Raw genomic sequence first — 23,537 nt, forward strand, 5'->3', positions numbered from 1 at the left:
GCCCCCACCGCAACGCCGGCCCGCCCGCTGGGGGGGCGAGGAACCCAGCACAAGCCGCACCCGCGCCCGCGGCCCCGCGGGGGCCGAGCGCGCAGAAACACCGACAACCAAGCGGAGCGCAAAGTGGCCGGTCGGACGCGGTGCGGAGCCCCATCAAGATCGATAGCCCGCATCGATCAATAACGATCGAGTTTTCGATACCAGAGCTCTTGACGAGGCGCTTATGCGAGAGCAAGACTCCCGTCCATCGGTCGGCATTGTCGAACACCTACCGGCAATACGCGCTAGAGTGTGGCAACGCCAAGGGCCGGCATCGCTCTCATTCCCCGAGAGCACGAACCACCGGAGGGACCCGGGGTTCGGCTTCCCCTGGACGAAGGACAAAGGAGTCGCGGGTGTCCAGCTCCGACATCTTCATCGGCGAGACCATCGGTACCGCCGTACTCATCCTGCTGGGCGGCGGCGTCTGCGCCGCCGTCACACTGAAGGCCTCCAAGGCGCGCAACGCCGGATGGCTCGCCATCACCTTCGGGTGGGGCTTCGCGGTCCTCACCGCGGTCTACATCTCGGCGCCCCTCTCCGGCGCGCACCTGAACCCGGCCGTGACGCTCGCGCTCGCGATCAAGGACAACGACTTCAGCAACGTCGCCACCTACTTCGCCGGTCAGATGCTCGGCGCGATGATCGGTGCCGCACTGGTCTGGGCGGCGTACTACGGCCAGTTCCACGCGCATCTCACCGACCGCGAGATCGTCGGCGGTCCGGGCGCGCAGGCCACCAAGACCAAGGCCGTCGAGGCCCAGGAGACCGGTGCGGGCCCCGTACTCGGTGTCTTCTCCACCGGCCCCGAGATCCGCAACGTGGTGCAGAACCTCGCCACGGAGATCATCGGCACCGTCGTACTCGTCCTCGCGGTCCTCACCCAGGGCCTGAACGACAACGGCAACGGCCTGGGCACCCTCGGCGCCCTGATCACCGCGCTCGTGGTGGTGAGCATCGGTCTCTCCCTGGGCGGGCCCACGGGCTACGCGATCAACCCGGCCCGTGACCTCGGTCCGCGCATCGTGCACGCCCTGCTCCCCCTGCCCAACAAGGGCGGTTCCGACTGGAGCTACGCCTGGATCCCGATCGCCGGTCCGCTCATCGGCGGCGCGATCGCGGCAGGCATATACAACGTCGCCTTCGCTTAAGAGGACAGCCTGTAAGCGCACAGCTTGAGCAAGGCTCGGAGCACCCGCTCGCAAGCCCGCAAGCCGTACAGCACCACAGCACCGCTTGAAGCACCGCGCCGTAGAAAAGCCCCTCTCATACGGAACTTCCAGGAGCACACCGTGACCGACGCACACACCGCCGGCCCCTTCATCGCCGCGATCGACCAGGGGACGACCTCGTCCCGCTGCATCGTCTTCGACCGCGACGGACGCATCGTCTCCGTCGACCAGAAGGAGCACGAGCAGATCTTCCCGAAGCCGGGCTGGGTCGAGCACAACGCCGCCGAGATCTGGACCAACGTCCAGGAGGTCGTCGCCGGGGCCATCGAGAAGGCCGGCATCACCCGCGACGACATCAAGGCCATCGGCATCACCAACCAGCGTGAGACCACGCTGCTCTGGGACAAGAACACCGGTGAGCCCGTCCACAACGCCCTCGTCTGGCAGGACACCCGCACCGACGCCCTCTGCAAGGAACTCGGCCGCAACGTCGGCCAGGACCGCTTCCGCCGCGAGACCGGCCTGCCGCTCGCGTCGTACTTCGCCGGCCCCAAGGCCCGCTGGCTGCTCGACAACGTCGAGGGCCTGCGGGAGCGCGCCGAGGCCGGGGACATCCTCTTCGGCACCATGGACACCTGGGTCATCTGGAACCTGACCGGCGGTGTCAACGGCGGCAAGCACGTCACCGACGTGACCAACGCCTCCCGCACCATGCTGATGAACCTGCACACCATGGAGTGGGACGAGAAGATCGCCGAGTCCATCGGCGTCCCGCTGGCGATGCTGCCGGAGATCCGTTCCTCCGCCGAGGTGTACGGCGAGATCACCGGCGGGAAGCTCGGCGACCTGCTCGGCGGCATCCCCGTCGCCTCCGCGCTCGGCGACCAGCAGGCGGCCCTGTTCGGCCAGACCTGCTTCTCCGAGGGCGAGGCCAAGTCCACGTACGGCACCGGCACCTTCATGCTGATGAACACCGGTGACAAGATCATCAACTCGTACAGCGGACTGCTGACCACCGTGGGCTACCAGATCGGTGACGAGGCGCCGGTCTACGCCCTGGAGGGCTCCATCGCCGTCACCGGTTCGCTGGTGCAGTGGATGCGGGACCAGATGGGCCTCATCAAGTCCGCCGCCGAGATCGAGACCCTCGCCTCGTCGGTCGAGGACAACGGCGGCGCCTACTTCGTGCCGGCCTTCTCCGGTCTGTTCGCCCCGTACTGGCGCTCCGACGCCCGCGGTGTGATCGCCGGCCTGACCCGGTACGTCACCAAGGCGCACATCGCGCGCGCCGTCCTGGAGGCCACCGCCTGGCAGACCCGTGAGATCACCGACGCCATGACGAAGGACTCCGGCGTCGAGCTCGCGGCCCTCAAGGTCGACGGCGGCATGACCTCCAACAACCTGCTGATGCAGACCCTGGCCGACGTCCTGGACGCCCCCGTGGTGCGCCCGATGGTCGCCGAGACCACCTGCCTCGGCGCTGCCTACGCCGCCGGTCTCGCCGTCGGCTTCTGGTCCAACACCGAGGACCTGCGCGCCAACTGGCGCCGGGCCGCGGAGTGGACCCCCAACATGGCCGCGGAGACCCGCGACCGTGAGTACAAGAGCTGGCTCAAGGCCGTCGAGCGGACCATGGGCTGGATCGAGGACGAGGAGTAAGAACCCGCATGACCAGTCAAGCCACCCTGCAGTCCGTGCCTGCCCTCGGTACGCACCCGGCCTCCGGCTCGAACCCGAGCCGCGCCGAGACCCGGGAGCAGCTCTCCAAGGCGACGTACGACCTCCTCGTCATCGGCGGCGGCATCCTGGGCATCTCCACCGCCTGGCACGCCGCGCAGTCCGGGCTGCGGGTGGCTCTGGTGGACGCCGGCGACTTCGCCGCCGCCACCTCCTCCGCCTCCTCCAAGCTTCTCCACGGCGGCCTGCGCTACCTGCAGACCGGCGCGGTGAAGCTGGTGGCGGAGAACCACTTCGAGCGCCGTGCGGTCTCCCGCCAGGTGGCCCCCCACCTGGCGAATCCGCTCACGTTCTACCTCCCCGTGTACAAGGGCGGGCCGCACGGCGCCGCGAAGCTCGGGGCGGGCGTCTTCGCCTACTCCGCGCTCTCCGGATTCGGTGACGGCGTGGGTCACCTGCTCAGCCCCTCGAAGGCCGCGCAGGACGTGCCCGAGCTGCGCACCGACAACCTCAAGGCCGTCGCCGTCTACGGCGACGACCAGATGAACGACTCCCGGATGGCCCTGATGACGGTCCGCGCGGCCGTCGAGTCGGGTGCCGTCGTCCTCAACCACGCCGAGGTCACCGGCCTGCGCTTCACCAAGGGCCGGGTCACCGGAGCCGACCTCAAGGACCGGCTGTCCGGCGACGAGTTCGGCGTGAACGCCCGTCTCGTGCTCAACGCCACCGGCCCCTGGGTCGACCACCTGCGCAAGATGGAGGACCCGAACGCGGCTCCGTCCATCCGGCTGTCGAAGGGCGCGCACCTGGTCCTCAAGCGCACCTCCCCCTGGAAGGCCGCGCTCGCCACGCCGATCGACAAGTACCGCATCACCTTCGCCCTCCCCTGGGAGGACATGCTGCTCCTCGGCACCACCGACGAGGAGTTCGAGGGCGACCCGGCCGAGGTCGCCGTCACCGAGAAGGACATATCCCAGATCCTGGACGAGGCCGCCTTCTCCATTCGCGACCAGCAGCTGTCCCGGGACCTGATCACCTACTCGTTCGCCGGACTGCGGGTGCTCCCGGGCGGCCCCGGTGACACCTCGAAGGCGAAGCGCGAGACGGTCGTCACGGAGGGCCGGGGCGGGATGCTGTCCGTCGCGGGCGGCAAGTGGACGACCTTCCGGCACATCGGCCGTACGGTCATGAAGAAGCTGGAGTCGCTGCCGGGCCACCCGCTCGGCGAGGACTTCGAGCCGATCTCCGAACTGCCGAAGAAGCTCCCGCTGCCGGGTGTCGCCAACCCGCGCGCCGTGGCCCACCGGCTGCTCGTGGACGGACCGGCGCCCGGCCCGCGCATGGCGGCCGACACCGCCAAGCACCTGGCCACGCACTACGGTTCGCTGGCCTTCGACATCGCCCGCCTGGCGAACGAGAACCCCGAGCTCGGCGAGCGCGTCCACCCGGACGCGCCGGAGATCCTCGCCCAGGTCGTCTACGCCCGTGACAACGAGTGGGCGGAGACGGCGGACGACGTGCTGCGCCGGCGGACGACGCTGACGATCCGCGGTCTCGCCACGGACGCGGTCCGGGGCAAGGTGCAGGACCTGCTCGACGAGAAGTAGGCGTCTGCTCGGTCCGAAGGGGCGGCTCCCACGGGGGAGAGCCGCCCCTTCGGCGTGTCCGGCACGCGGGAGGCACCGGCCTGAGGGGTCCCGGCAGCGCTGCCACACCGCATACATACGCCCGCAATGTCCCGCGGCGAGAGTGGGAGGATGCCTCCGGTTCCCCTCCGGGCCGGGGCGGCCTCGCCGAAGGGACGCCATGAAGTTCCAAGTACTCACGATCATCGGGCACTCCCCGCACCCGCTGAGCGGTGATCTCCCCTCCCCCGCCGACCGGTTGGCGCAGGTCGTCGACGTCGGGACGGCGGCGGAACGGCTGGGGTACGACGCCTTCGCGGTGGGTGAACGGCACGCGGGAGCCTTTCTGTCGTCCGCCCCGACCGTGGTCCTGGGCGCGCTCGCGGCCCGGACGCACCGCATCAGACTGCTCACGGGCGTCACCGTCGTCGCGATCCTCGACCCCGTGCGCGTCGCGGAGGACTACGCGACGCTCGACCAGCTCTCCCGGGGCCGCATCGAGCTGGTGGTCGGCAAGGGCGCGGAGGCCGGGCACTTCGACCTGTTCGGCCTCGCGGAGGAGCGGCAGTGGGACCTCCAGAAGGAGAAGTACGAGCTGCTGCGCCGGCTGTGGAGCGAGGAGAACGTCGACTGGGAGGGCGAGTTCAGGGCCCCGCTGAAGAACGTGACCACCGTGCCGCGGCCCTACGCCGGGCCGCCGCGTGTCTGGCACGGTTCGGCGACCTCCCTCAACTCCCCCGAACTGGCGGCGCAGCACGGTGATCCCCTGTTCACCGCCAACGCGATCCAGCCGCGCGCCGCGTACGCCCGGCTGATCGACCACTACCGGGAACGCTTCGAGGCCCACGGGCACGATCCGGCACGCGCGCATGTCGCGGCCGGCTCGGGCGGGCTGCTCATCGCGGACACGCACGAGCAGGCCGTCGCGCGCTACAAGGACCTCTACGAGGCCAGGGTGCGCCAGTCCTTCCGTCCGCACCTGGAGGGCCGGGCGGGCTACAACACGCCGTTCCGCACCATCGAGGACGCCATCGCGGACGGGCCCCAGCTCATCGGCTCGCCCCAGCAGATCATCGACAAGATCCTCGGCTACCACGCGGTGTACCGGCACGACCTCCAGTCGATCACCGTGGACGCCTTCGGGCAGTCGACGGCGGAACAGGTCGAGACGCTGGACCGGTTCGCGCGGGAGATCGCGCCGGTGGTGCGCAGGGAGGCGCCGAGCACCCTGTGGGAGTAGGCGGTCCGCGGTGGCGCCGTCCCGTCGTGCGGGTGCGCCCCGGTGCCTCGGTTTTCGTCCCGTTCAGCCTGCTGAAACCCCATAATGAGGCTGAGACATCGGATGTCTGAACGGCATTCTGAGGACCAGGGAGGCCCGGCATGGCAGTCACCGACGAGGCGATCGAGAAGATCAAGGGAATGATCGTCTCCGGCGCGCTGCGTCCCGGTGACCGGCTGCCGAAGGAGAGCGAGCTCGCCGCCGAACTGGGGCTGTCCCGCAACTCCCTGCGGGAGGCGGTGCGCGCGCTCTCGCTGATCCGCATCCTGGACGTACGGCAGGGCGACGGCACCTACGTGACCAGTCTGGACCCCCAGCTCCTGCTGGAGGCGCTGAGCTTCGTCGTCGACTTCCACCGCGACGACACGGTCCTCGAATTCCTCGCCGTGCGCCGCATCCTGGAGCCGGCCGCCACGGCCATGGCGGCCACTCGCATCGGCGAGCAGCAATTGGACGCGCTGACCGCCCAGCTGGACGCCCTCGGCGCGGCGCCCTCGGTGGAGGAGCTCGTCGCCTGCGACCTGGAGTTCCACCGGGGCATCGTGCAGACCTCCGGCAACTCGGTGCTGTGCTCCCTCCTCGACGGCCTCTCGGGGCCGACCACCCGGGCCCGGATCTGGCGCGGCCTGACCCAGGAGGACGCGGTCAGCCGCACCCTGCACGAGCACCGCGCGATCCTGTCCGCCCTGCGCGACCGGGACGCGGAGGCCGCCAGGTCGTGGGCGACGGTGCACATCGCGAGCGTGGAGCAGTGGCTGCGCTCGACGCTCTAGACCCCGTCCGCAGGCCCACCCGGGACAGCTCGGATGACTGAGGGGCGGCGCGGGGCGGCGATCAAGGGTGTTCCCGGCCCCCGGGCGGGGCAGTGATCCGTTCACTCCCCCGTGCAAGGGGGCTGCGGTGGGCCCCTCGGCACGCCGTAAGGTTGGGGCGTACGCGAGGGCACGTCGGAAGGAGGCGCTGGGTGATCGAGCTGGAGGGGGTTCCCGAGCTGATCGACCCAGTCATGGTGGCCGCGTTCGAGGGCTGGAACGACGCCGGCGACGCCGCCTCCACGGCTGTCGCGCATCTGGACAAGGAGTGGAAGGGCGAGGTCTTCGCGGCGCTGGACGCCGAGGACTACTACGACTTCCAGGTGAACCGTCCCACGGTGTGGCTGGACGCCGGTGTCCGCAAGATCACCTGGCCGACCACGCGCCTGTCGGTGGTCCGGGTCGGTGGCGAGAAGCCGCGCGACCTGGTGCTGGTCCGCGGTATCGAGCCGTCGATGCGATGGCGCTCGTTCTGCAACGAACTCCTCGGCTTCGCGCACGAGCTGGGCGTGGAGCTGGTGGTCATCCTGGGCGCGCTGCTCGGTGACACCCCGCACACGCGTCCGGTGCCGGTCAGCGGGGTCACGTCGGACCCCGACCTGGCCCGCACGATGGACCTGGAGGAGACCAAGTACGAGGGCCCCACGGGCATCGTCGGCATCCTCCAGGAGGCGTGCACGCACGCGGGCGTCCCCGCGGTGTCGCTGTGGGCGGCCGTGCCGCACTACGTGTCGCAGCCGCCCAACCCGAAGGCGACGCTGGCCCTCCTCAACCGCCTGGAGGACCTCATCGACCTGCGCATCCCGCTGGGCGAACTGCCCGAGGACGCGCGGGCCTGGCAGCTGGGCGTGGACCAGCTGGCCGCCGAGGACAGCGAGGTCGCCGAGTACGTGCAGACGCTGGAGGAGGCCCGGGACACCGCCGAGCTGCCGGAGGCGTCGGGTGAGGCGATCGCCCGCGAGTTCGAGCGCTATCTGCGCCGACGGGACGGCGGCGGTCCGACGGCTCAGGCCGGCGGTCACGCCACGGAGGGCGGCGAGTCCGCGTCTTTCCTGCGGGACGGCCCCGCCGGCCGCACCCGGCCACCGAAGCCGCTGCGTCCGGACACGGACGCCGACGCGGGCCCCGACGCGGGCCCCGGTACGGACTCCGCCAGGGACGCCGGCTCGGCATCCGGTTCGGACTCGGCCGCGGACACCGGTCCGGACACGGGCAGGGACACGGACGGCGACTCGTCCGAGGACTCCTCGGAGGACTGACCGTCCCCGGGGGCTGACGCTCCCGCACGACCGGCCAGGAGGGGCGGTGCGCATCAGGCGCACCGCCCCTCGGTCGTCCCCGGAGTCGGCTCACGGCACCAGCACCCCTGCCACCACGGCGGTTGCCGTACACCTCGACAGCCTTTGGCCGGATTGCGACGGGACAGCTGTTTCCAGGCAGATTGCACAGGTTTCCCAATTCAACTTGTTTTCAAACCAAGTTGGCGAAGACGGGGTGGACGAGTCGCCGTGGGCGTGCCAGGTTGTGCCCCGAAGACGCGGACCGGGGACGGGACACGGCACCGCGTCGCCCCGCGACAGCGGACGGCACAGGGCAGGACAGCGGCCCGCGGCACGGCACCGCACAGGACAGCGCACTGCACAGCACACGCAGGGACCGGCACCCGCAGGGATCGAAGGGAGCGGTACGCGATGACCGACCAGGTACAGCCGGCGCAGGGCCCGGGGACCTCCGGGCCGGGGCCCGACGGAGCGGGATTCACCTACCGAGGAGCCGAGCAGGAACTGATCGTCGTCGCACGCCCCGAGGCCCGGCTCCGCGCCCGGGCCGAGGGCGTCCGCTCGGCGGTGGGCGCCGACGTCTCGGCCCTCAACATGTTCCTCAGCGACGAACAGCTCGCCCTGGAGCCGCTGTTCGGCAGCGAGGACCGGCTGCACCAGCAGTCCGTCGCACCGGGCGCCGAGAGCGGGCCCGACCTCGCGCTGTTCTACCGGGTGCGCGGCGGCGCGAGCCGGGCCCAGGAACTGCGCTCGCGGATCGCGGCGCTGCCGGAGATCGACACGGCGTACGTGAAGCCCGGTGCCGTTCCCGCCTCGGCGGGCCCGGCCGGGTGGACCGACGACAGCACGGACGAGAGCCGCCGGCTGAAGGAAGGGGCGCCCGTCACCCCCGACTTCACCAGCCGTCAGGGCTATCTGCGTCCGGCGCCCGAGGGCATCGACGCGTACTGGGCCTGGCAGCGGCCGGGCGGCACGGGCCAGGGCGTGACGGTGATCGACGTGGAAGGCGCCTGGCAGCTCGGGCACGAGGACCTGGCGGCGAAGCTCGCCGGAGTCGTCGTCGGCACCCCGTTGCAGGACGTGGCCTGGCGCAACCACGGCACCGCCGTCATCGGGGTGATCGGCGGCGACCGCAACGAGCACGGCGTCACCGGCATCGTGCCCGACGCGGTGACCGCCGCCGCGTCCTTCCAGCCCGGCGGCACCGCGGCGGCGATCCATGCGGCGGCCGACCGGCTGGGCCCCGGCGACGTCCTGCTGGTCGAACTGCACACCCCGGGGCCGCGGTTCGACTTCGAGCAACGCGACGACCAGCGCGGCTACATCGCCATCGAATGGTGGCCGGACGACTTCGCGGCCATCCGGTACGCGACCGCCAAGGGCGTCGTCGTGGTGGCCGCCGCGGGCAACGGCGGCGAGTCGCTCGACGACGCGCTGTACGAGCGCCGCCCCACCGAGTTCCCCGAGTGGTGGCGCAATCCGTTCAACCCCTCCAACCAGTCCTCCGGCGCGGTCCTGGTCGGCGCGGGCGCGCCGCCGCCCGGCACGCACGGCCGCGACCACGGCCCGGACCGTTCACGGCTCGCGTTCTCCAACTACGGGGCGCGCGTGGACGCGCAGGGCTGGGGACGTGAGGTGACGACCACCGGCGGCTTCTGGGACCGGCCCGGCGATCTGCAGGGCGGCGCCGAGGAGATCGCCTGGTACACGGACACGTTCTCCGGGACCTCCTCCGCCTCCCCGGTGGTGGTCGGCGCCCTGGCCGCGCTGCAGGGCATGCTCAAGGCGGCGGGCCAGGAGCCGATGTCCCCGGAGCGTGCCCGCGCGGTGCTGCGGGCCACGGGTTCCCCGCAGCAGGACGCGCCGGGCCGACCCGCCTCCCAGCGGATCGGCAGCCGGCCGGACATCAAGGCGGCGGTCACCCATCTGCTGCCGGAGGCGGTCGGCTCGGGCCAGGCCGAGCGGTACTGGGACGAGCTGCTGCCGTATCCGCGCGAAGTCCCGCCCAGGCTCCGGCTGTACGTGGCGGGCGCATGGCGCAACCTGAACGACCCGTCCCCCGAGATCCGCCAGGCGGTGCACTCCGCCTTCGCGGGGGGACGGCCCGACGTACGTGTCTGGTTCTCGGACGACGAGATCGTCGGCCTGGTGGTCACGGGCTGACGGCATCCGACCACTGCTCACACACGCTCGACCAATGAGGGAAGGTGGCACCCGTATGAGCACCACCCCGCAGATGAGCCAGCTGGGACAGCAGCACGGGCAGCAGGGCCCGAGCACGGCTCCCCCGCAGCAGTTCGGACCGCAGCAGAGCATGGGCCAGCAGCAGCCCTTCGGCCCGCAGATGCAGCAGCCGTACGGGCCGCAGGGCATCGGCCAGCAGATGCAGCAGCCGTACGCCCAACAGGGCATCGGCCAGCAGACGCAGCAGCCGTACGCCCAACAGGGCATCGGCCAGCAGACGCAGCAGCCGTACGCCCAACAGGGCATCGGCCAGCAGACGCAGCAGCAGATCCCGCAGCAGCACATTCCGCCGCACCTTCAGCAGCAGCTCCAGCAGCTCGGCCAGCAGCAGCCGTTCCAGCAGCTGCTCCAGCAGCTCGGCGGGCAGCAGGCGCAGCAGCCGGGGCAGCCGGGGCAGCCGCTCGTGCTGCCGAGCGCCGTCGAGCGGGCGGCGCTGGTGAGCGGCATCGCCACGAAGTTCTGGGACGTCGTCACCCCGCTGCCGGGGCAGCCGTCGATCCTCTACCTGTACATCGACAACGCCTGGCGCCAGCTGGTGAACCCGAACCAGGTGACGCATGACGAGGTCCAGGAGGCCTTCGCCTTCGGGCAGCAGGTCATCGGGATCTACGACTCCGGCACCGGCACGCTGCAGGCCGTCATCGTCAACAGGCAGTAGCACGGCCGACAACGAGGGACGGCACCACGCACAGGGCGCCGGGCGGATCGATCCGCCCGGCGCCCGACCGCGTTCGGGGTGCGGGAACCGTTACAGCGCCACTCCCAGGAGGGCGTCCACGGCACGGGACACGACGCCGGGGGCGCCCTCGTCCGTGCCGCCCGTCTCGTGCTGGCGTGCGGCCCAGCGGTCGACCGCGGCGAGCGCGGCCGGCGCGTCCAGGTCGTTCGCGAGGGCGTCGCGGATCTCCTCGACGAGCGCGTCGGCGGACGGCCCGTCGGGGCGGGAGACCGCGGAGCGCCAGTTCTCCAGCCGCGCGACGGCGGTCTCCAGGACGGCGTCCGTCCACTCCCAGTCGGCCCGGTAGTGGTGCGCGAGGAGCGCCAGGCGGATGGCGGCCGGGTCGACCCCGTCGCGCCGGAGCGCGGACACGAAGACGAGGTTGCCCTTGGACTTCGACATCTTCTCGCCGTCGAGCGCGACCATCCCGGCGTGCACGTACGCCTTGGCCATCGGGAACTCGCCGGTCAGCACCTGGGCGTGCGAGGCGCCCATCTCGTGGTGCGGGAAGGCGAGGTCGGAGCCGCCGCCCTGGACGTCGAAGCCCATGCCGAGGTGGTCGAGGGCGATGGCGACGCACTCGATGTGCCAGCCGGGCCGGCCGCGGCCCAGCGAGCCGCCGTCCCAGCTCGGCTCGCCCTCGCGGGCGGCCATCCAGAGCATCGGGTCGAGCGGGTTCTTCTTGCCCGGACGGTCCGGGTCACCGCCCCGCTCGGCGGCGAGCAGCCGCATGGCCGCGGCGTCGAGGCGGGACACCTGCCCGAAGTGCGGGTCGGACTCGACGGAGAAGTACACGTCGCCTTCGAGCTCGTAGGCCGCGCCGGCGTCCCGCAGCCGCTCCACGAGCGGCACGATGCCGGGTATCGCCTCGACGGCGCCTATGTAGTGCTGCGGCGGCAGCATCCGCAGGGCGGTCATGTCCTCGCGGAAAAGTGCGGTCTCCTGCTCGGCGAGCCCCACCCAGTCGACACCGTCGCGCTGCGCCCGCTCCAGGAGCGGGTCGTCGACGTCGGTCACGTTCTGGACGTAGTGAACCTGCCGCTTGGTGTCGAGCCACACGCGCTGAACGAGGTCGAACGCGTTGTAGGTCGCCGCGTGACCCATGTGGGTCGCGTCGTACGGCGTGATGCCGCATACGTAGATACGGGCGACGGGACCGGGGTCGAGGGTGACGAGCCCACCGGTCGCGGTGTCGTGGATCCGGAGGTCGCGGCCCTCACCAGGCAGGGCGGGGACCTCAGAAGCGGGCCAGGCATGCATGTCATGAGCCTAACCGGACGGAAGTTCCGTATACGAACCGGCCATCGACTGATGGCCCGGAAGGCGCTCTTGCGCCGCGGCCCGGAGGTGTGCCGCTACACCGGCGGCCAGGGGATCGCGGGCCATTCCCCGCCCGGTTCCGGGTGTTTGCCGGAGGCGAGCAGCCCCTCCACACGCGCGCGTGTGGCGTCGGTCTCGTTCACGGTGATGAGTTCCGCCAGCCGGGTGGCCAGCGGCGCCCCGGGCAGCAGCCCGTCGCGCAGCGCGCCGAGCACGTCGACCGCCTCCGCCGTCAGGGGTTCTCCGGCCCACCCCCAGAGCAGGGTGCGCAGCTTGTTCTCGGCGTTGAAGGTGACCCCGTGGTCGATGCCGTAGAGACGGCCCTCCCCGGCGGGCAGCAGGTGTCCGCCCTTGCGGTCCGCGTTGTTGATCACGGCGTCGAGGACGGCGAGCCGCCGCAGCCGGTCGTCGTCGGCGTGCACGAGCAGCGCGGTGCGTCCCTCGCCCACCTCGGCGAGACCGATGGCCTTCCAGCCGTCGTCGGGCTCCTCGCCGTCCACCAGGGCGAGCAGCTCGGCCTCGGGGGCTGCCTCGATCCACAGCTGGCACATGCCCTCGCCGTACGGTCCGTCGCGCAGCACGGTGGGCGGCACGAGCCCCCAGCCGGTCGCCTCGGAGACCTCGTACGCCGCGACCTCGCGCTGCGCGAGCGTGCCGTCGGGGAAGTCCCACAGGGGGCGCTCCCCGGCGATGGGTTTGTAGGCGCAGTACGCGTCGCGTCCCTCGTACGACACGGAGCAGTACAGGACCGCGTTCGAGGCTTCACGGATCTGTCCGCGCACCTTCAGCTCACCCTTGGCGAGCAGCTCGGCCGTGGTCACGCTCCGCGGCGGTATCCGTTCTGGCGCGGACATACGTGTCCTTCCGGGTCGAGCGGGAGGCTGCAGAGCGGGCAGGGGGGCCGGCCCGCGTTGACGACGTCGAGAGCGCGCTTGGCGAAGGCGCGGGCCTGTGCCCCGGTGAGCCGGACCCGGAGCATCGGCGGACCGTTCTCCTCGTCCTGGAGGAGCCGTTCCTCGGCCTCCGCGAGGTCCTCCTCGGAGTCCGCGTCCAGTTCGACCAGGGCCTGGGCCTCGACGATCATGCGCTGTTCGTCACCGTCCCAGGCCAGCGCCATGGTGCCGACGCGGAACTCCTCCTCCACGGGGCTGTCGAGGGGGGCGGTGTCGGACACCTCGGTCGGGGCCATGGCCGGCACGGGCGCGCTGCCCCCGGTACGGCGTACGACCTCGTCGAGGAGCTCGTCCATGCGCTCGGCGAGCGCTGCGACCTGGGTCTTCTCCAGAGCCACGCTGGTCACCCGCTGGCCTGAGGAAGCCTGCAGGAAGAAGGTACGGCGCCCGGGCAACCCGACCGTACCGGCCACGAAACGGTCCGGGGGGTCGTAGAGGAACACCTGACGGGACACGTCCTGTCTCCATTGGATCGGCATGCGGACCGGCTGACTGCGCTGGCCCGCATCGGCTGCTGAGAACCTGCTGACAACTACTGTGCTGCTTCGACCGCTTCACCCTACTGCGGCCGACGATCACGGTGCGCCCGCACCGCCCCCCACCGGAGCGTCGCCGCCCGGGGGCTCCTCGCGCGGTGCCAGGGAGGCGAAGTCGCCGGTGTCCCCGAGGCGCACGAGGAAGGGCCTCAGCCGTGTGTAGCGGATCGCGGTGATCGAACACGGTTCGACAGAGATCCGCTGGAAGAGATCGAGGTGAAGTCCGAGTGCGTCGGCGACGAGGGACTTGATGATGTCGCCGTGCGAGCACATCAGGTAGACGGCGTCCCCGCCGTGGTCGCGCTCCACGCGCGCGTTCCACTCGCGGACCGCCTCGGCGGCCCTCGTCTGCATGGCCCGCATCGACTCGCCACCGGGGAACGCCGCCGCCGAGGGGTGCGCCTGGACGACCTCCATCAGCGGCTCGTCCTTCAGCTCGGCGAGCTTGCGGCCGGACCAGTCGCCGTAATGTGCCTCCCCGATGCGCTCCTCGGTGTGCGCGCGCAGCCCGGGGCGGGCGTCGAGCAGCGGCTGGATCGTCTCCTGGCATCGCTGGAGGGGGCTGGAGACGACCTCGGAGATCGGCAGCCCGGCGAGCCGGCCGGGCAGCGCCGCGGCCTGCTGGGCGCCGCGTTCGTCGAGGGCGACGCCGGGCGTCCACCCGGCGAGCAGTCCCGCGGTGTTGGCAGTGGAACGTCCGTGCCGGACGAGGATCAGCGTGGGCATGCGGCCCAGGGTAGACGGGCACCCGGGCGACCGGTCCGGGCCGGGCGGGACGGCGCCCGGAGTGCGGCGCGTCCCCGGCGGCGGGAGAATACGCTCCGTGATCGTCGACTGCGCCATCTACCGTCACGGGCGGCGGACGGAGGACCCCGAGGACCTGTCCGACGCCCTGGCGGAGGCGCGCGCCGAGGGCGACGCTTTCGTGTGGATCGGGCTGCACGAGCCGACGGAGAAGGAGTTCGACCTCGTCACGAGCGAGTTCGGGCTGCATCCGCTGGCGGTCGAGGACGCGCTGAAGGCGCACCAGCGGCCCAAGCTGGAGGTGTACGACGACTCCCTGTTCATCGTCCTCAAGCCGGTCTTCTACGAGCCGGACAGTGACGAGGTGTCCACCGGCGAGGTCATGGTCTTCATCGGTGACGCCTTCGTGGTGACGGTCAGGCACGGCAAGAGCTCACCGCTGGCCGCCCTGCGACGGCGGCTGGAGTCGGAACCCGAGGTACTGCGCAAGGGGCCCACGACGGTGCTCTACTCGCTCGCGGACGTCACGGTCGATCACTATCTGGAGGTGGCAACCGAACTGGGGACCGACCTGGAGGAGCTGGAGGCGGAGGTCTTCTCGCCGTCCGGCGGCGACTCGCGGAACACCGCGTCCAGGATCTACCGGTTCAAGCGGCAGATCCTGGAGTTCCGCCGGGCCACGGTGCCGCTCGGGATGCCGCTGACCCGGCTGTCCGGAGGGGGCTCGTACAGCACGGGAGTGCCTTTCGTGAACGAGACGGCGCAGCCCTTCTTCCGCGACGTCAACGACCATCTGACGCGGGTGAACGAGACCGTGGAGGGCTTGGACCGGCTGGTCTCCGACATCCTCGCGGCGCATCTCGCGCAGATGGGCGTGCGGCAGAACGACGACATGCGGAAGATCTCGGCGTGGGCGGCCATGGCCGCGGTCCCCACCCTGATCGCGGGGATCTACGGGATGAACTTCGACCACATGCCCGAGCTGCACTGGCTCCTGTCGTACCCGGCGGTGATCCTGGGGATGGTCGTTCTGGAGGTCCTGCTGTACCGGACCTTCAAACGGCGGGGCTGGATGTAGGACGCGGTACGGCCGTGCGGCCCGGACTCAGGCGAATTCCGGGGCCGCCGCGGCGGGGCCGCCCAGGGCGTCGCGCCGCTCGGGCATCCTCAGGGACACCATCCGGCGCCAGCCGGCCAGCCGCTCGTACGCGTAGACGGCGTGGATGCCGGCGGCGAGCACCGTGGCCCTGGCCCTCGACCAGCCGAGGATGCGCCCCATGTGGGCCATCACGGCGAGGCTGACGTCGCGGTAGATGCGGATCTCGGCGAGGGCGCACTCGCGCAGCACGCGCTGGATGGCCCGGCCGTGTCCCGCGTACGCGAAGCGCAGCAGCTCCTCGTGGCAGTAGGCGAGGTGGTTGTCCTCGTCGTGGGAGATCATCCTCACCGCCCGGCCGATGTCGGGATGGTCGGCGAAGTGCTTGCGCAGCAGCTCCATCTGCTCGGAGGCGCGCTGCTCGGTGACCCGGCTGTGGGCCAGGTAGGTGACGATGTCCTGCACGGTGAGGGGCTGGTCTCCCTTGAGCTTCTCGTGGGCGAGACCGATGCCGTGCCGCTCCAGGAGCATGGTGTAGTCGGTGTCGGGCGGCACCGCCACGGGCTGCAGACCGCGCTTCTTCATCAGCGCGTTGAAGATCCTGCCGTGCTTGTCCTCGTCGGCGCCGTGCCGGGCGATCTTGGGCGCGAGCTCGCGCTGCTCGCGCGGGACCAGTGCTGCGATCCGCCCGTTCTCCCATCCCCCCTGCGATTCCCCGCTGGCGGCGATGGAGCAGAAGAGCCGGAACGACTCGTCGTTGTCGAGGATCTCCTCGAAGAGACTCTTGGCCGAAAGCATCTCTGACACCTCTCTGCAGGGCTCCGCAGAAAACGAGTCAAATGGGATGCCAGGTGTGCGGCAACCGATGTGTCGGACAAATCCGCCAAACGACGGACGGTCAGGGTGGCACAGGCGCGTAACCAAGGGGGTGCCGGCGCGTTGTTCCCTGTGACGGCCGTGGCGGGGTAGACCCCCGAGCCCCCACCACGGCCGCAGAACTTTCCGGCGCCCGGCGCCGTCCCGCTACGCGAGCCCGGCCCGCTCCAGCGCCTCGGAACCGGCGCGCAGCGAGGCGATCCGGTCCTCCAGCGTGAAGCCCGCGGGGGCCAGCGTGAGCGTGGTGACCCCGGCCGCGGCGTAGGCCTTCATCCGGTCGGCGATGCGGTCGACGGAGCCGAGCAGGGTGGTCTGGTCGATCAGCGCGTGCGGGATGGCGGCGGCGGCGCCTTCCTTGTCGCCGGACAGGTACTTGTCCTGGATCTCGGCGGCTTCCTTCTCGTACCCCATGCGCTGGGCGAGCTGGTTGTAGAAGTTCTGCTTGCGGCTGCCCATGCCGCCGACGTACAGCGCCGTGTAGGGCCGGAACATGTCGGCGAGCGCCGTCACGTTCTTGTCGTCGCCGAGGGCGAGCGGCAGCGTCGGGCAGACGTCGAAGCCGTCCATCGTCTTCCCGGCCTTCTCCCGGCCCGCGCGCAGATGCCTGATCGCGGTGTCCTCCAGGTGCTCGGCGGAGGGGAAGATCAGCAGCGCGCCGTCGGCGATCTCGCCGGTCTGCTCAAGGTTCTTCGGGCCGATCGCGGCGATGTAGAGCGGGATGTGCTCGCGCTCCGGGTGCACGGTCAGCTTGAGCGGCTTGCCCGGGCCGCCGGGCAGCGGCAGGGTCCAGTGCTCGCCCTCGTAGGAGAGCCGCTCCCGCGTCATCGCCCGGCGCACGATCTCCACGTACTCGCGGGTGCGTGCCAGCGGCTTGTCGAACTTGACGCCGTACCAGCCCTCGGAGACCTGCGGTCCGGAGACGCCGAGGCCGAGGCGGAACCGGCCGCCGGAGAGCGAGTCGAGGGTCGCGGCGGTCATCGCGGTCATCGCGGGCTGGCGCGCCGGGATCTGGAAGATGGCCGAACCGACGTCGATCCGCTCGGTCTGCGCGGCGACCCAGCTGAGCACGGTGGCCGCGTCGGAGCCGTAGGCCTCGGCCGCCCAGCAGACGGAGTATCCGAGCCGGTCGGCCTCCTGGGCCACGGCGAGATTGTCCGCGTCCATTCCCGCGCCCCAGTAGCCGAGGTTGATCCCGAGCTGCATGGCCGATTCCCCTTACCGATCAGTAACGTCCCTTGTGCCGGAGACCCTAGCGCGCTGCCGGGCGGTGCGGCAGGCACGGGTTGCGGTCCCACCGGTCCCGGTTGTCCACAGGGCCCCCACGCCGTGAGTTCCGGACAGTAATCTCGGCGTCCATGGAGCAGAGGCATCTCGGCCGTACCGGCCTGCGTGTGTCCCGGATCGGACTCGGCACCCTGACGTGGGGCCGGGACACCGACGAGCATGACGCCGCGGACCTCTTGAAGGCGTTCTGGGAAGCGGGCGGGACCCTCGTCGACACCGCGGACGTGTACGGCGACGGGGAGGCGGAGTATCTCCTCGGGCGCCTCATAGAAGGACTCGTGCCGCGCCGGGACCTGGTCATCTCGACGAAGGCGGGGAGCGTACCCGACCCGTACCGCCGCTTCGACGGGTCGCGCGGCCATCTGCTGTCCGCCCTCGACGCGTCCCTCGCGCGCCTGGGCACGGACTACGTGGACCTGTGGCACGTCCACGCGTACGACCCCGACACTCCCCTCGAAGAGACCCTCCAGGCCCTCGACATGGCGGTCAGCAGCGGCCGCGCTCGCTACGCGGGCGTGTCCAACTTCTGCGGCTGGCAGCTCGCCAAGGCGGCGACCTGGCAGCTCGCGGCGCCGGGCGCGCGCACCCGGCTGGCCAGCACGCAGATGGAGTACTCCCTCCTCCAGCGGGGCGTCGAGCGCGAGGTGCTGCCCGCCGCCCTCGACCTGGGCCTCGGCCTGCTGCCCTCCTCGCCGCTCGGCCGGGGTGTGCTCACCGGCAAGTACCGGGGCGGGACGCCGTCGGACTCCCGGGGCGGCTCAGAGCACCTCGCCCCGTTCGTCGCTCCCTACCTGGACGACACCGCGAGCAGCATCGTCGACGCGGTGACCACCGCGGCGGACGGCCTCGCGGTGACCCCGCTCCAGGTCGCCCTCGCCTGGGTCCGCGACCGGCCCGGCGTCGCCGCGCCCATCGTCGGCGCACGCAACGCGCAGCAGCTCACGGCCGCGTTGTCAGTGGAGACCCTTAGTCTTCCTGACGAGATCTGCCGGGCGCTCGACGACGTGTCGGCACCGGTGCACCACTATCCCGATCACGACTGGAGCACGCTGTGAGCACGGAGCCCGAGACCACGGAGGACACCGGGCCGGGGACGCCGGGCGCGGACACGGCCGCCGACACCCCGCAGGCCGGCGACGACGCCGGTGCCGGGGCCACCGGGCAGGAGACGGACGCTCCCTCCGAGGACGGGGCGGCGGACGGCGACGCCGCAGGACACGGGGACCACGACACCGAGACCGCCGCGGACGGGGACGACGAGAGCTCCGCGGACGCCCAGAGCGATGCCGAGGGCTCCTCGGCCTCCGGGGACGCGCCGCAGCCGTCCGAGGCCGAGGCCGAGCTGGCGGCCCAGCGCGTGGAGCGGGAGCGGATCGAGCGGCGGAAGGCCGAGAAGCAGGGACCGGTCGAGGCCGGGGGCAAGCTCAGCGGGAAGGCCGCGGACCTGCTCGCCGCGGTCCGGGCCGTGGAGAGCGGCGAGAAGCCCGTGGCCGGCGCGTTCCACGATCCGGAGCCCGCGCCGCGCAGGGTCGTCGTGCCTGAGCCGGAGCGGCGGCCCCAGCCCGTGACCGCATCGGCCACCGCCCCGGCGGCCGCCGCACCGGAGGCCGTCGCGGCCGTGCGTGCCGTACTGGCCACCGCTGGTGCGCCCGACACGCTCGCACCGCAGGTCGCCGCCGCCCTGGGCGAAGACGCCGAACGGCAGCTGCGCGAGGACCCGTGGCAGCTGCTCCGGGTCGCCGGGGTGCGGCCCGAGCAGGCCGACGGGTTCGCCCGCGCGCTGCTCGGCGACGAGTGCGGCCCCGAGGACGAGCGGCGCGGCCGGGCCCTGACCGTGTGGCTCCTGGAGCAGGCGGCCCTCGCCGGGCACACCGCCCTCGACGCCCCGGCCCTGGCCGCGGCGCTCACCCAGCGCTCGGTGCCGGACCCGGACGCGGCCGTGCAGAGCACCCTCGCGGAGGGCGAGGCCCTGGTGTTCCAGGACGCCCTCGACACGGCGACCCCCGCCCGCGAAGACACCGAGGAGCCCGAGGAACGCCCGGTCCGCGTCCTCATCGGCCTGGAGCGGTACGCGCTGGCCGAGGAGAGCCTCTCCGACGGCCTCGCCCGGGTGATGAACTCCCTGCCCAAGGACGACGGTCCCGCCGCCGACTGGGAGCACGCCGCCACGTCGGCGCCACGCTCCGCGGCGGAGCTGATCCGCGCGGTCGCGGGCCACGGCCTGGTACTCCACACCGGCGGCGACGCCTCCGGGGCCGAGGTCGCGGCGCTGCTGCACGCGGTGCGGAGTCTCGGCCTGCGCGGCTGGGCCGCCACGCACTCCCCGGACGGCCGCCGGCGCCTCGCGTCCCGGGCGGCCGAGGACGGCCTCCGGGACGGACCCGAGGGGGCGGAGGACCTCCACGTCACCACCGTCGCGGGGCTCCTGTCCGGCGCCGAGGGCCCGGGCCGGGACGCGGACGGCGCCCTGGACCTCGACCTCCTCGTCGTCATGGACGCGCCGCAGCTGGACGTCGAGACGGCGGCCGTGCTCGCAGAGTCACTGCCGGACGGGGCACGGCTCGTGCTGAGCGGGGACCCGGGCGTGCTGTGGTCGGCGGGACCCGGCCGGGTCTTCGCGGATCTCGTCGCCGCTCACGTCTGTCCGGCGGTCGCCTCGCGCACACCGGACCCCGGGCCCATCGGCGAGCTGGTCTCCGGCGTCGGCGTCGGTGAGCTTCTCCAGGTGGAGGCGCCGGGCAAGGAGGTCGTGATCGTCCCGGTGCGCGACGCGGGCGAAGCGGTGCACCGAACCGTGCAGCTGGTCGCGGACTCGGTGCCGCGGGCCATCGGCATCCCGGCCGAGCAGACGCAGGTGATCACGCCGGGACACGGCGGCGCCGTCGGCACACGCGCGCTGAACGCCGCGCTCAAGGAGCGGCTGAACCCGGGCCCCGGCCGTTTCGGCGGCTTCGACCCCGGCGACCGGATCGCCTACTCCCCCGCACCTGGCCGTTCGGTGCCCGGGCACGTGGTGAAGGCCGACGCCGAGGGACTGCACCTGGAGTGCGCCGGTGTCCCGGTCGTCGTACCGAAGGAGCGGGTGGAGCAGTCCGTGCGGCACGGCTGGGCGCTCACGGCGCACCAGGCGGTGGGCACGACCTGGCCCGCCGCGGTCGTGGTGCTGCCCGGTGACGCGGCGCAGTCCCTGACCAGGCCCTGGGTGTACACCGCCTTCGGCCGGGCCGGGCGTCATCTGTCCGTGGTCCACGGGGTGGAGCAGGCCCTGCCGCGCGCGGTGGCCGAGGTCCCCCAGAAGCCGCGCACCACGCGGCTGCCGGCCCTGCTCAAGGCACAGGTCCCGACGGCCGGCTGACGGCGCCCGGGAGGCACCGCGGGCGGGCGCCACAGCGGGCTCCGGCCCCGCGCGCGCTCTCCGCACACGACAGTGGCGGCCACCGGCTCCGGTGGCCGCCACTGTCGTGCTTCCCGTGCCGCGCTCGGCTCAGCGATCCGCTTTCCCGTGCCGCGCCCGGCTCAGCGATCCGCGTCCAGCGGCTCCAGGTCCCCGTGGGGGCCGAGGCCGTCCTCCAGATCGTCGTCCGCCTCCTCGTCGAAGACCGCGCTGACGTCGAAACGGCAGACGACCCGCTGCGGGTCGGTCGACTCGAAGGGGGCCTCCAGCCACTCGCCGGGCTCCGAGGGCTCGTCCGCGGCGGTCACCCAGAGCGTGGAGTCGCCTTCTTCCAGGCCGAACTCCTTGTGCCGGGACGCGATCTCGTCCGGTTCGAACTCGCCGAACAGGATCCCGAGGGCCCCGTGGACGGTGCCGGACGCCGCGTCGAAGCCGGCGTCCGCGGTGGCTCCGTCCTCCTCCACGGCCTCCACCCGCTGGGCCTGCGCCAGCAACCGCTGCGGCTCCACCACCGCATAGTCCCGGCGGATCAGCACGCTCAGCGCGTTCGGCTCCTCGGGGCCCGTGTACGGCGGCAGCGTGTCGTCGGTACCGGGGATCTCGAAGGGGGTGACCTCGTCGTAGCGGTCGTAGAGCAGCTCGTCGTACTCCTCGGCCGCGGCGGCCAGCTCGTTGAACGCCTCGTAGACGGCCGGGTCGTCCTCACCCGTCCTGCGCTCGACCGCGGCCAGGTGGCGGTCGAGCGCGGTCTTGACCGCCTCGGCGGCGGCGCGTACCTCGGCAGCGGTGGGCTGCGCAGCATCAGACATAGTGCAGACGCTATCCGTACCGGGCCCCAGCCCGCACAATAGATGCGATGCCGGAATACGAATTTGTCGACGTGTACGTACCTCGCGGGGTCTCCCGCAAGGAGACGACACGTCTGCTGACGGACCATGCCGAGTACGGACACTGGGAGTTGGACCGCCTGAGCCTGCTGCGCGACGGCAGCCGCAAGGTGCGGCTGCGCCGGCGGATCATCCGCCAGGTGCGCGCCACATGGTGACGACGGGCGGCTGAAACGGAGCGGGCCCCGCCACTGGCGGGGCCCGCTCCGTTCTCGACGCCACCGGGGAAGTGTGCGGCGTCGTGGTCACACCTGCACCGGTCGGCTCCGGACTACGCCGCCGATCGCGCCCGGCGGTAGAGCACCGCACCGGCCAGCAGCGCGCCGGCGCCCGCGGGTACGACCACGCCGAGCGGCAGCTCACCGCCGGTGTGGGCGAGCATCCCGGCGCCGCGGGGCTGGGTGACGGACTGCGCACCCGGCTGATCGACGTGCGAGGAACCGCCGGGGTGATGTCCTCCGGAGCCGGGCGGGGTACCTGGGTTCCCCGGCTGACCCGGCGTCCCGGGGTTTCCGGGCGTGCCCGGGTTCCCCGGTGTGCCGGGATTTCCGGGCGTGCCCGGGTGTCCCGGTGTACCCGGGTGTCCCGGTGTACCCGGGTTTCCGGGGTGCCCCGGCTGCCCGGGGGTGCCCGGAGGCGGCGTCCCGTGTCCGCCGCCGGGCGGGGTCGTGGAGTGTCCGCCGCCGGCCCCGCCGACGCAGTCGTTGCCCGCCGCCGCGTTGCCCACGCCGACGACGTTCACGCTGTTCCCGCAGACGTTCACGGGAGCGTCGACCGGTACCTGGACGTGGTTGCCGGAGCCGACGCCCGGCGAGCCGGTGGCGTGACCGTCGGCGCGGGAGCCGCCGGAGTGCGGGTTCCCGTCTCCGTACCCGCCCCCGTGTGCGCCGTTGCCGCCACGGTTGACGCATGTGTTGCCCACTGCCGGGTTGAGCACCCCGCCGACGTTCACGGTGTTGCCGCAGACGTTCACCGGCGCGTGCACCGGCACCTGCACCGTGTTGCCCGACAGCACGCCGGGCGAGTTCGCGGTGGAGCCGTTCGCACCCGAGTCGGCGTGTGCGTAGCCGCCCGTGACGGCGAGTACGCCGCTCGCCGCCGCCACGGTCATCAGGCCCTTGCGGGTGACCTGTCGCATAGCTGTAATCCCTGCCTTAGCCGTTGGCTTGGACCGTCCTGAACGCGCACACACCCACCCGACGCGTGCGCGGAAAGCCGGTCGGCCCCGGAGCGCGTGGTGCGGACTCCGGGGCCGACGGGCTCAGACCCTCACGAAGTGACCCTCATGGGGTGAGGCACGACGTCACTTGTTGACGCAACCGTTTCCGAAGGCGGGGTTCAGCAGCCCGATCACGGAGACCGTGTTGCCGCAGACGTTCACCGGGATGTGAACGGGCACCTGAATCACGTTGCCGGACACGACGCCCGGAGAGTGCACGGCAGCACCCTGGGCACCCGAGTCGGCGACGGCCAGGCCCGCACCCGCGAGAACCAGACCACCAGTGGCAGCCGCAGCAGCGACGACCTTCTTGATCATTATTCCTCCATTGTTGGCACATGCGATCCCAGCTTCGGTTCGCATCACGTGTAACGAGGAGGGA

Annotated in this window: 21 protein-coding genes; 12 read left to right on the plus strand and 9 right to left on the minus strand. The window is 71.8% G+C overall.

Annotated features, from left to right (window positions below; translation table 11 throughout):
* Window positions 1–395 precede the first annotated feature (395 nt).
* The 8 genes from BKI49_RS06360 (at window position 396) to BKI49_RS06395 (ending at window position 10,786) form a co-directional block, all read left to right on the plus strand.
* Complete coding sequence (locus BKI49_RS06360; protein ID WP_028801630.1) at window positions 396–1,190, plus strand: MIP/aquaporin family protein; 795 nt, start codon at window positions 396–398, stop codon at window positions 1,188–1,190.
* Window positions 1,191–1,331: 141 nt separating this feature from the next.
* A complete protein-coding gene (gene glpK, locus BKI49_RS06365; protein WP_095933206.1) occupies window positions 1,332–2,870 on the plus strand; it encodes a glycerol kinase GlpK in 1,539 nt (512 codons plus the stop codon).
* A gap of 8 nt (window positions 2,871–2,878) precedes the next feature.
* A complete protein-coding gene (locus BKI49_RS06370) occupies window positions 2,879–4,495 on the plus strand; it encodes a glycerol-3-phosphate dehydrogenase/oxidase (RefSeq protein ID WP_095933207.1) in 1,617 nt (538 codons plus the stop codon).
* A gap of 199 nt (window positions 4,496–4,694) precedes the next feature.
* A complete protein-coding gene (locus tag BKI49_RS06375; protein ID WP_095933208.1) occupies window positions 4,695–5,753 on the plus strand; it encodes an LLM class flavin-dependent oxidoreductase in 1,059 nt (352 codons plus the stop codon).
* A gap of 140 nt (window positions 5,754–5,893) precedes the next feature.
* On the plus strand, window positions 5,894–6,565 hold the full coding sequence (locus BKI49_RS06380; RefSeq protein ID WP_028801633.1) for a FadR/GntR family transcriptional regulator: 672 nt from the start codon (window positions 5,894–5,896) through the stop codon (window positions 6,563–6,565).
* 191 nt (window positions 6,566–6,756) lie between these two features.
* Entirely contained in the window at window positions 6,757–7,863 is a 1,107-nt protein-coding gene (locus tag BKI49_RS06385; protein WP_095933209.1) for a PAC2 family protein, read from the plus strand.
* Between the two features lie 432 nt (window positions 7,864–8,295).
* Window positions 8,296–10,047, plus strand: a complete 1,752-nt coding sequence (locus tag BKI49_RS06390; RefSeq protein WP_095933210.1) for a S8 family serine peptidase — start codon at window positions 8,296–8,298, stop codon at window positions 10,045–10,047.
* A 55-nt stretch (window positions 10,048–10,102) separates the two neighbouring features.
* Window positions 10,103–10,786 carry a hypothetical protein gene (locus BKI49_RS06395; protein WP_257004635.1) on the plus strand — a complete coding sequence of 228 codons (684 nt, stop codon included), beginning with the start codon at window positions 10,103–10,105 and terminating at the stop codon, window positions 10,784–10,786.
* A 90-nt stretch (window positions 10,787–10,876) separates the two neighbouring features.
* On the opposite strand, the gene mshC is transcribed toward BKI49_RS06395, so the two are convergent.
* From mshC to BKI49_RS06415, 4 genes are all read right to left on the minus strand, one after another.
* Window positions 10,877–12,106: a cysteine--1-D-myo-inosityl 2-amino-2-deoxy-alpha-D-glucopyranoside ligase gene (gene mshC / locus BKI49_RS06400; protein WP_095933212.1), complete on the minus strand. Its 1,230-nt coding sequence runs from the start codon at window positions 12,104–12,106 to the stop codon at window positions 10,877–10,879.
* 95 nt (window positions 12,107–12,201) lie between these two features.
* Window positions 12,202–13,020, minus strand: coding sequence for an SCO1664 family protein (locus BKI49_RS06405; RefSeq protein ID WP_179332351.1), 819 nt, complete (start codon window positions 13,018–13,020; stop codon window positions 12,202–12,204).
* The gene (locus BKI49_RS06410) at window positions 12,984–13,574 is read right to left on the minus strand and encodes a DUF3090 domain-containing protein (protein WP_095933214.1); all 591 of its coding nucleotides are present in this window, start codon (window positions 13,572–13,574) and stop codon (window positions 12,984–12,986) included. The genes BKI49_RS06405 and BKI49_RS06410 overlap by 37 nt, the downstream gene beginning before the upstream one ends.
* Window positions 13,575–13,694: 120 nt before the next feature.
* Window positions 13,695–14,381, minus strand: a complete 687-nt coding sequence (locus tag BKI49_RS06415) for a histidine phosphatase family protein (RefSeq protein ID WP_095933215.1) — start codon at window positions 14,379–14,381, stop codon at window positions 13,695–13,697.
* A gap of 97 nt (window positions 14,382–14,478) precedes the next feature.
* On the opposite strand from BKI49_RS06415, the gene corA reads away from it, so the two are divergent.
* On the plus strand, window positions 14,479–15,477 hold the full coding sequence (gene corA / locus BKI49_RS06420; protein WP_179332352.1) for a magnesium/cobalt transporter CorA: 999 nt from the start codon (window positions 14,479–14,481) through the stop codon (window positions 15,475–15,477).
* A 27-nt stretch (window positions 15,478–15,504) separates the two neighbouring features.
* Here corA and BKI49_RS06425 read toward each other — a convergent pair whose 3' ends face one another.
* Entirely contained in the window at window positions 15,505–16,293 is a 789-nt protein-coding gene (locus BKI49_RS06425; RefSeq protein ID WP_095933216.1) for a ferritin-like domain-containing protein, read from the minus strand.
* Window positions 16,294–16,518: 225 nt separating this feature from the next.
* The gene (locus BKI49_RS06430; protein WP_095933217.1) at window positions 16,519–17,574 is read right to left on the minus strand and encodes an LLM class F420-dependent oxidoreductase; all 1,056 of its coding nucleotides are present in this window, start codon (window positions 17,572–17,574) and stop codon (window positions 16,519–16,521) included.
* Window positions 17,575–17,726: 152 nt separating this feature from the next.
* On the opposite strand from BKI49_RS06430, the gene BKI49_RS06435 reads away from it, so the two are divergent.
* Together BKI49_RS06435 and BKI49_RS06440 are read left to right on the plus strand one after the other, a co-directional pair.
* Entirely contained in the window at window positions 17,727–18,710 is a 984-nt protein-coding gene (locus BKI49_RS06435) for an aldo/keto reductase (protein WP_095933218.1), read from the plus strand.
* Window positions 18,707–21,010, plus strand: a complete 2,304-nt coding sequence (locus tag BKI49_RS06440) for a helix-hairpin-helix domain-containing protein (protein ID WP_095933219.1) — start codon at window positions 18,707–18,709, stop codon at window positions 21,008–21,010. The genes BKI49_RS06435 and BKI49_RS06440 overlap by 4 nt, the downstream gene beginning before the upstream one ends.
* Window positions 21,011–21,171: 161 nt before the next feature.
* Here BKI49_RS06440 and BKI49_RS06445 read toward each other — a convergent pair whose 3' ends face one another.
* Window positions 21,172–21,858, minus strand: coding sequence for a hypothetical protein (locus BKI49_RS06445; protein ID WP_095933220.1), 687 nt, complete (start codon window positions 21,856–21,858; stop codon window positions 21,172–21,174).
* A 47-nt stretch (window positions 21,859–21,905) separates the two neighbouring features.
* On the opposite strand from BKI49_RS06445, the gene BKI49_RS06450 reads away from it, so the two are divergent.
* The gene (locus BKI49_RS06450) at window positions 21,906–22,094 is read left to right on the plus strand and encodes a DUF5703 family protein (RefSeq protein ID WP_028801646.1); all 189 of its coding nucleotides are present in this window, start codon (window positions 21,906–21,908) and stop codon (window positions 22,092–22,094) included.
* A 113-nt stretch (window positions 22,095–22,207) separates the two neighbouring features.
* On the opposite strand, the gene BKI49_RS36130 is transcribed toward BKI49_RS06450, so the two are convergent.
* Together BKI49_RS36130 and chpH are read right to left on the minus strand one after the other, a co-directional pair.
* A complete protein-coding gene (locus tag BKI49_RS36130; protein ID WP_095933221.1) occupies window positions 22,208–23,074 on the minus strand; it encodes a chaplin family protein in 867 nt (288 codons plus the stop codon).
* A gap of 165 nt (window positions 23,075–23,239) precedes the next feature.
* Window positions 23,240–23,473 (minus strand): chaplin ChpH, encoded by a 234-nt coding sequence (gene chpH, locus BKI49_RS06460; protein WP_095933222.1) that lies wholly within the window; start codon window positions 23,471–23,473, stop codon window positions 23,240–23,242.
* Window positions 23,474–23,537 lie beyond the last annotated feature (64 nt).

It is taken from the genome of Streptomyces sp. Tue6028, assembly GCF_002300165.1.
GTDB lineage: Bacteria > Actinomycetota > Actinomycetes > Streptomycetales > Streptomycetaceae > Streptomyces > Streptomyces siamensis.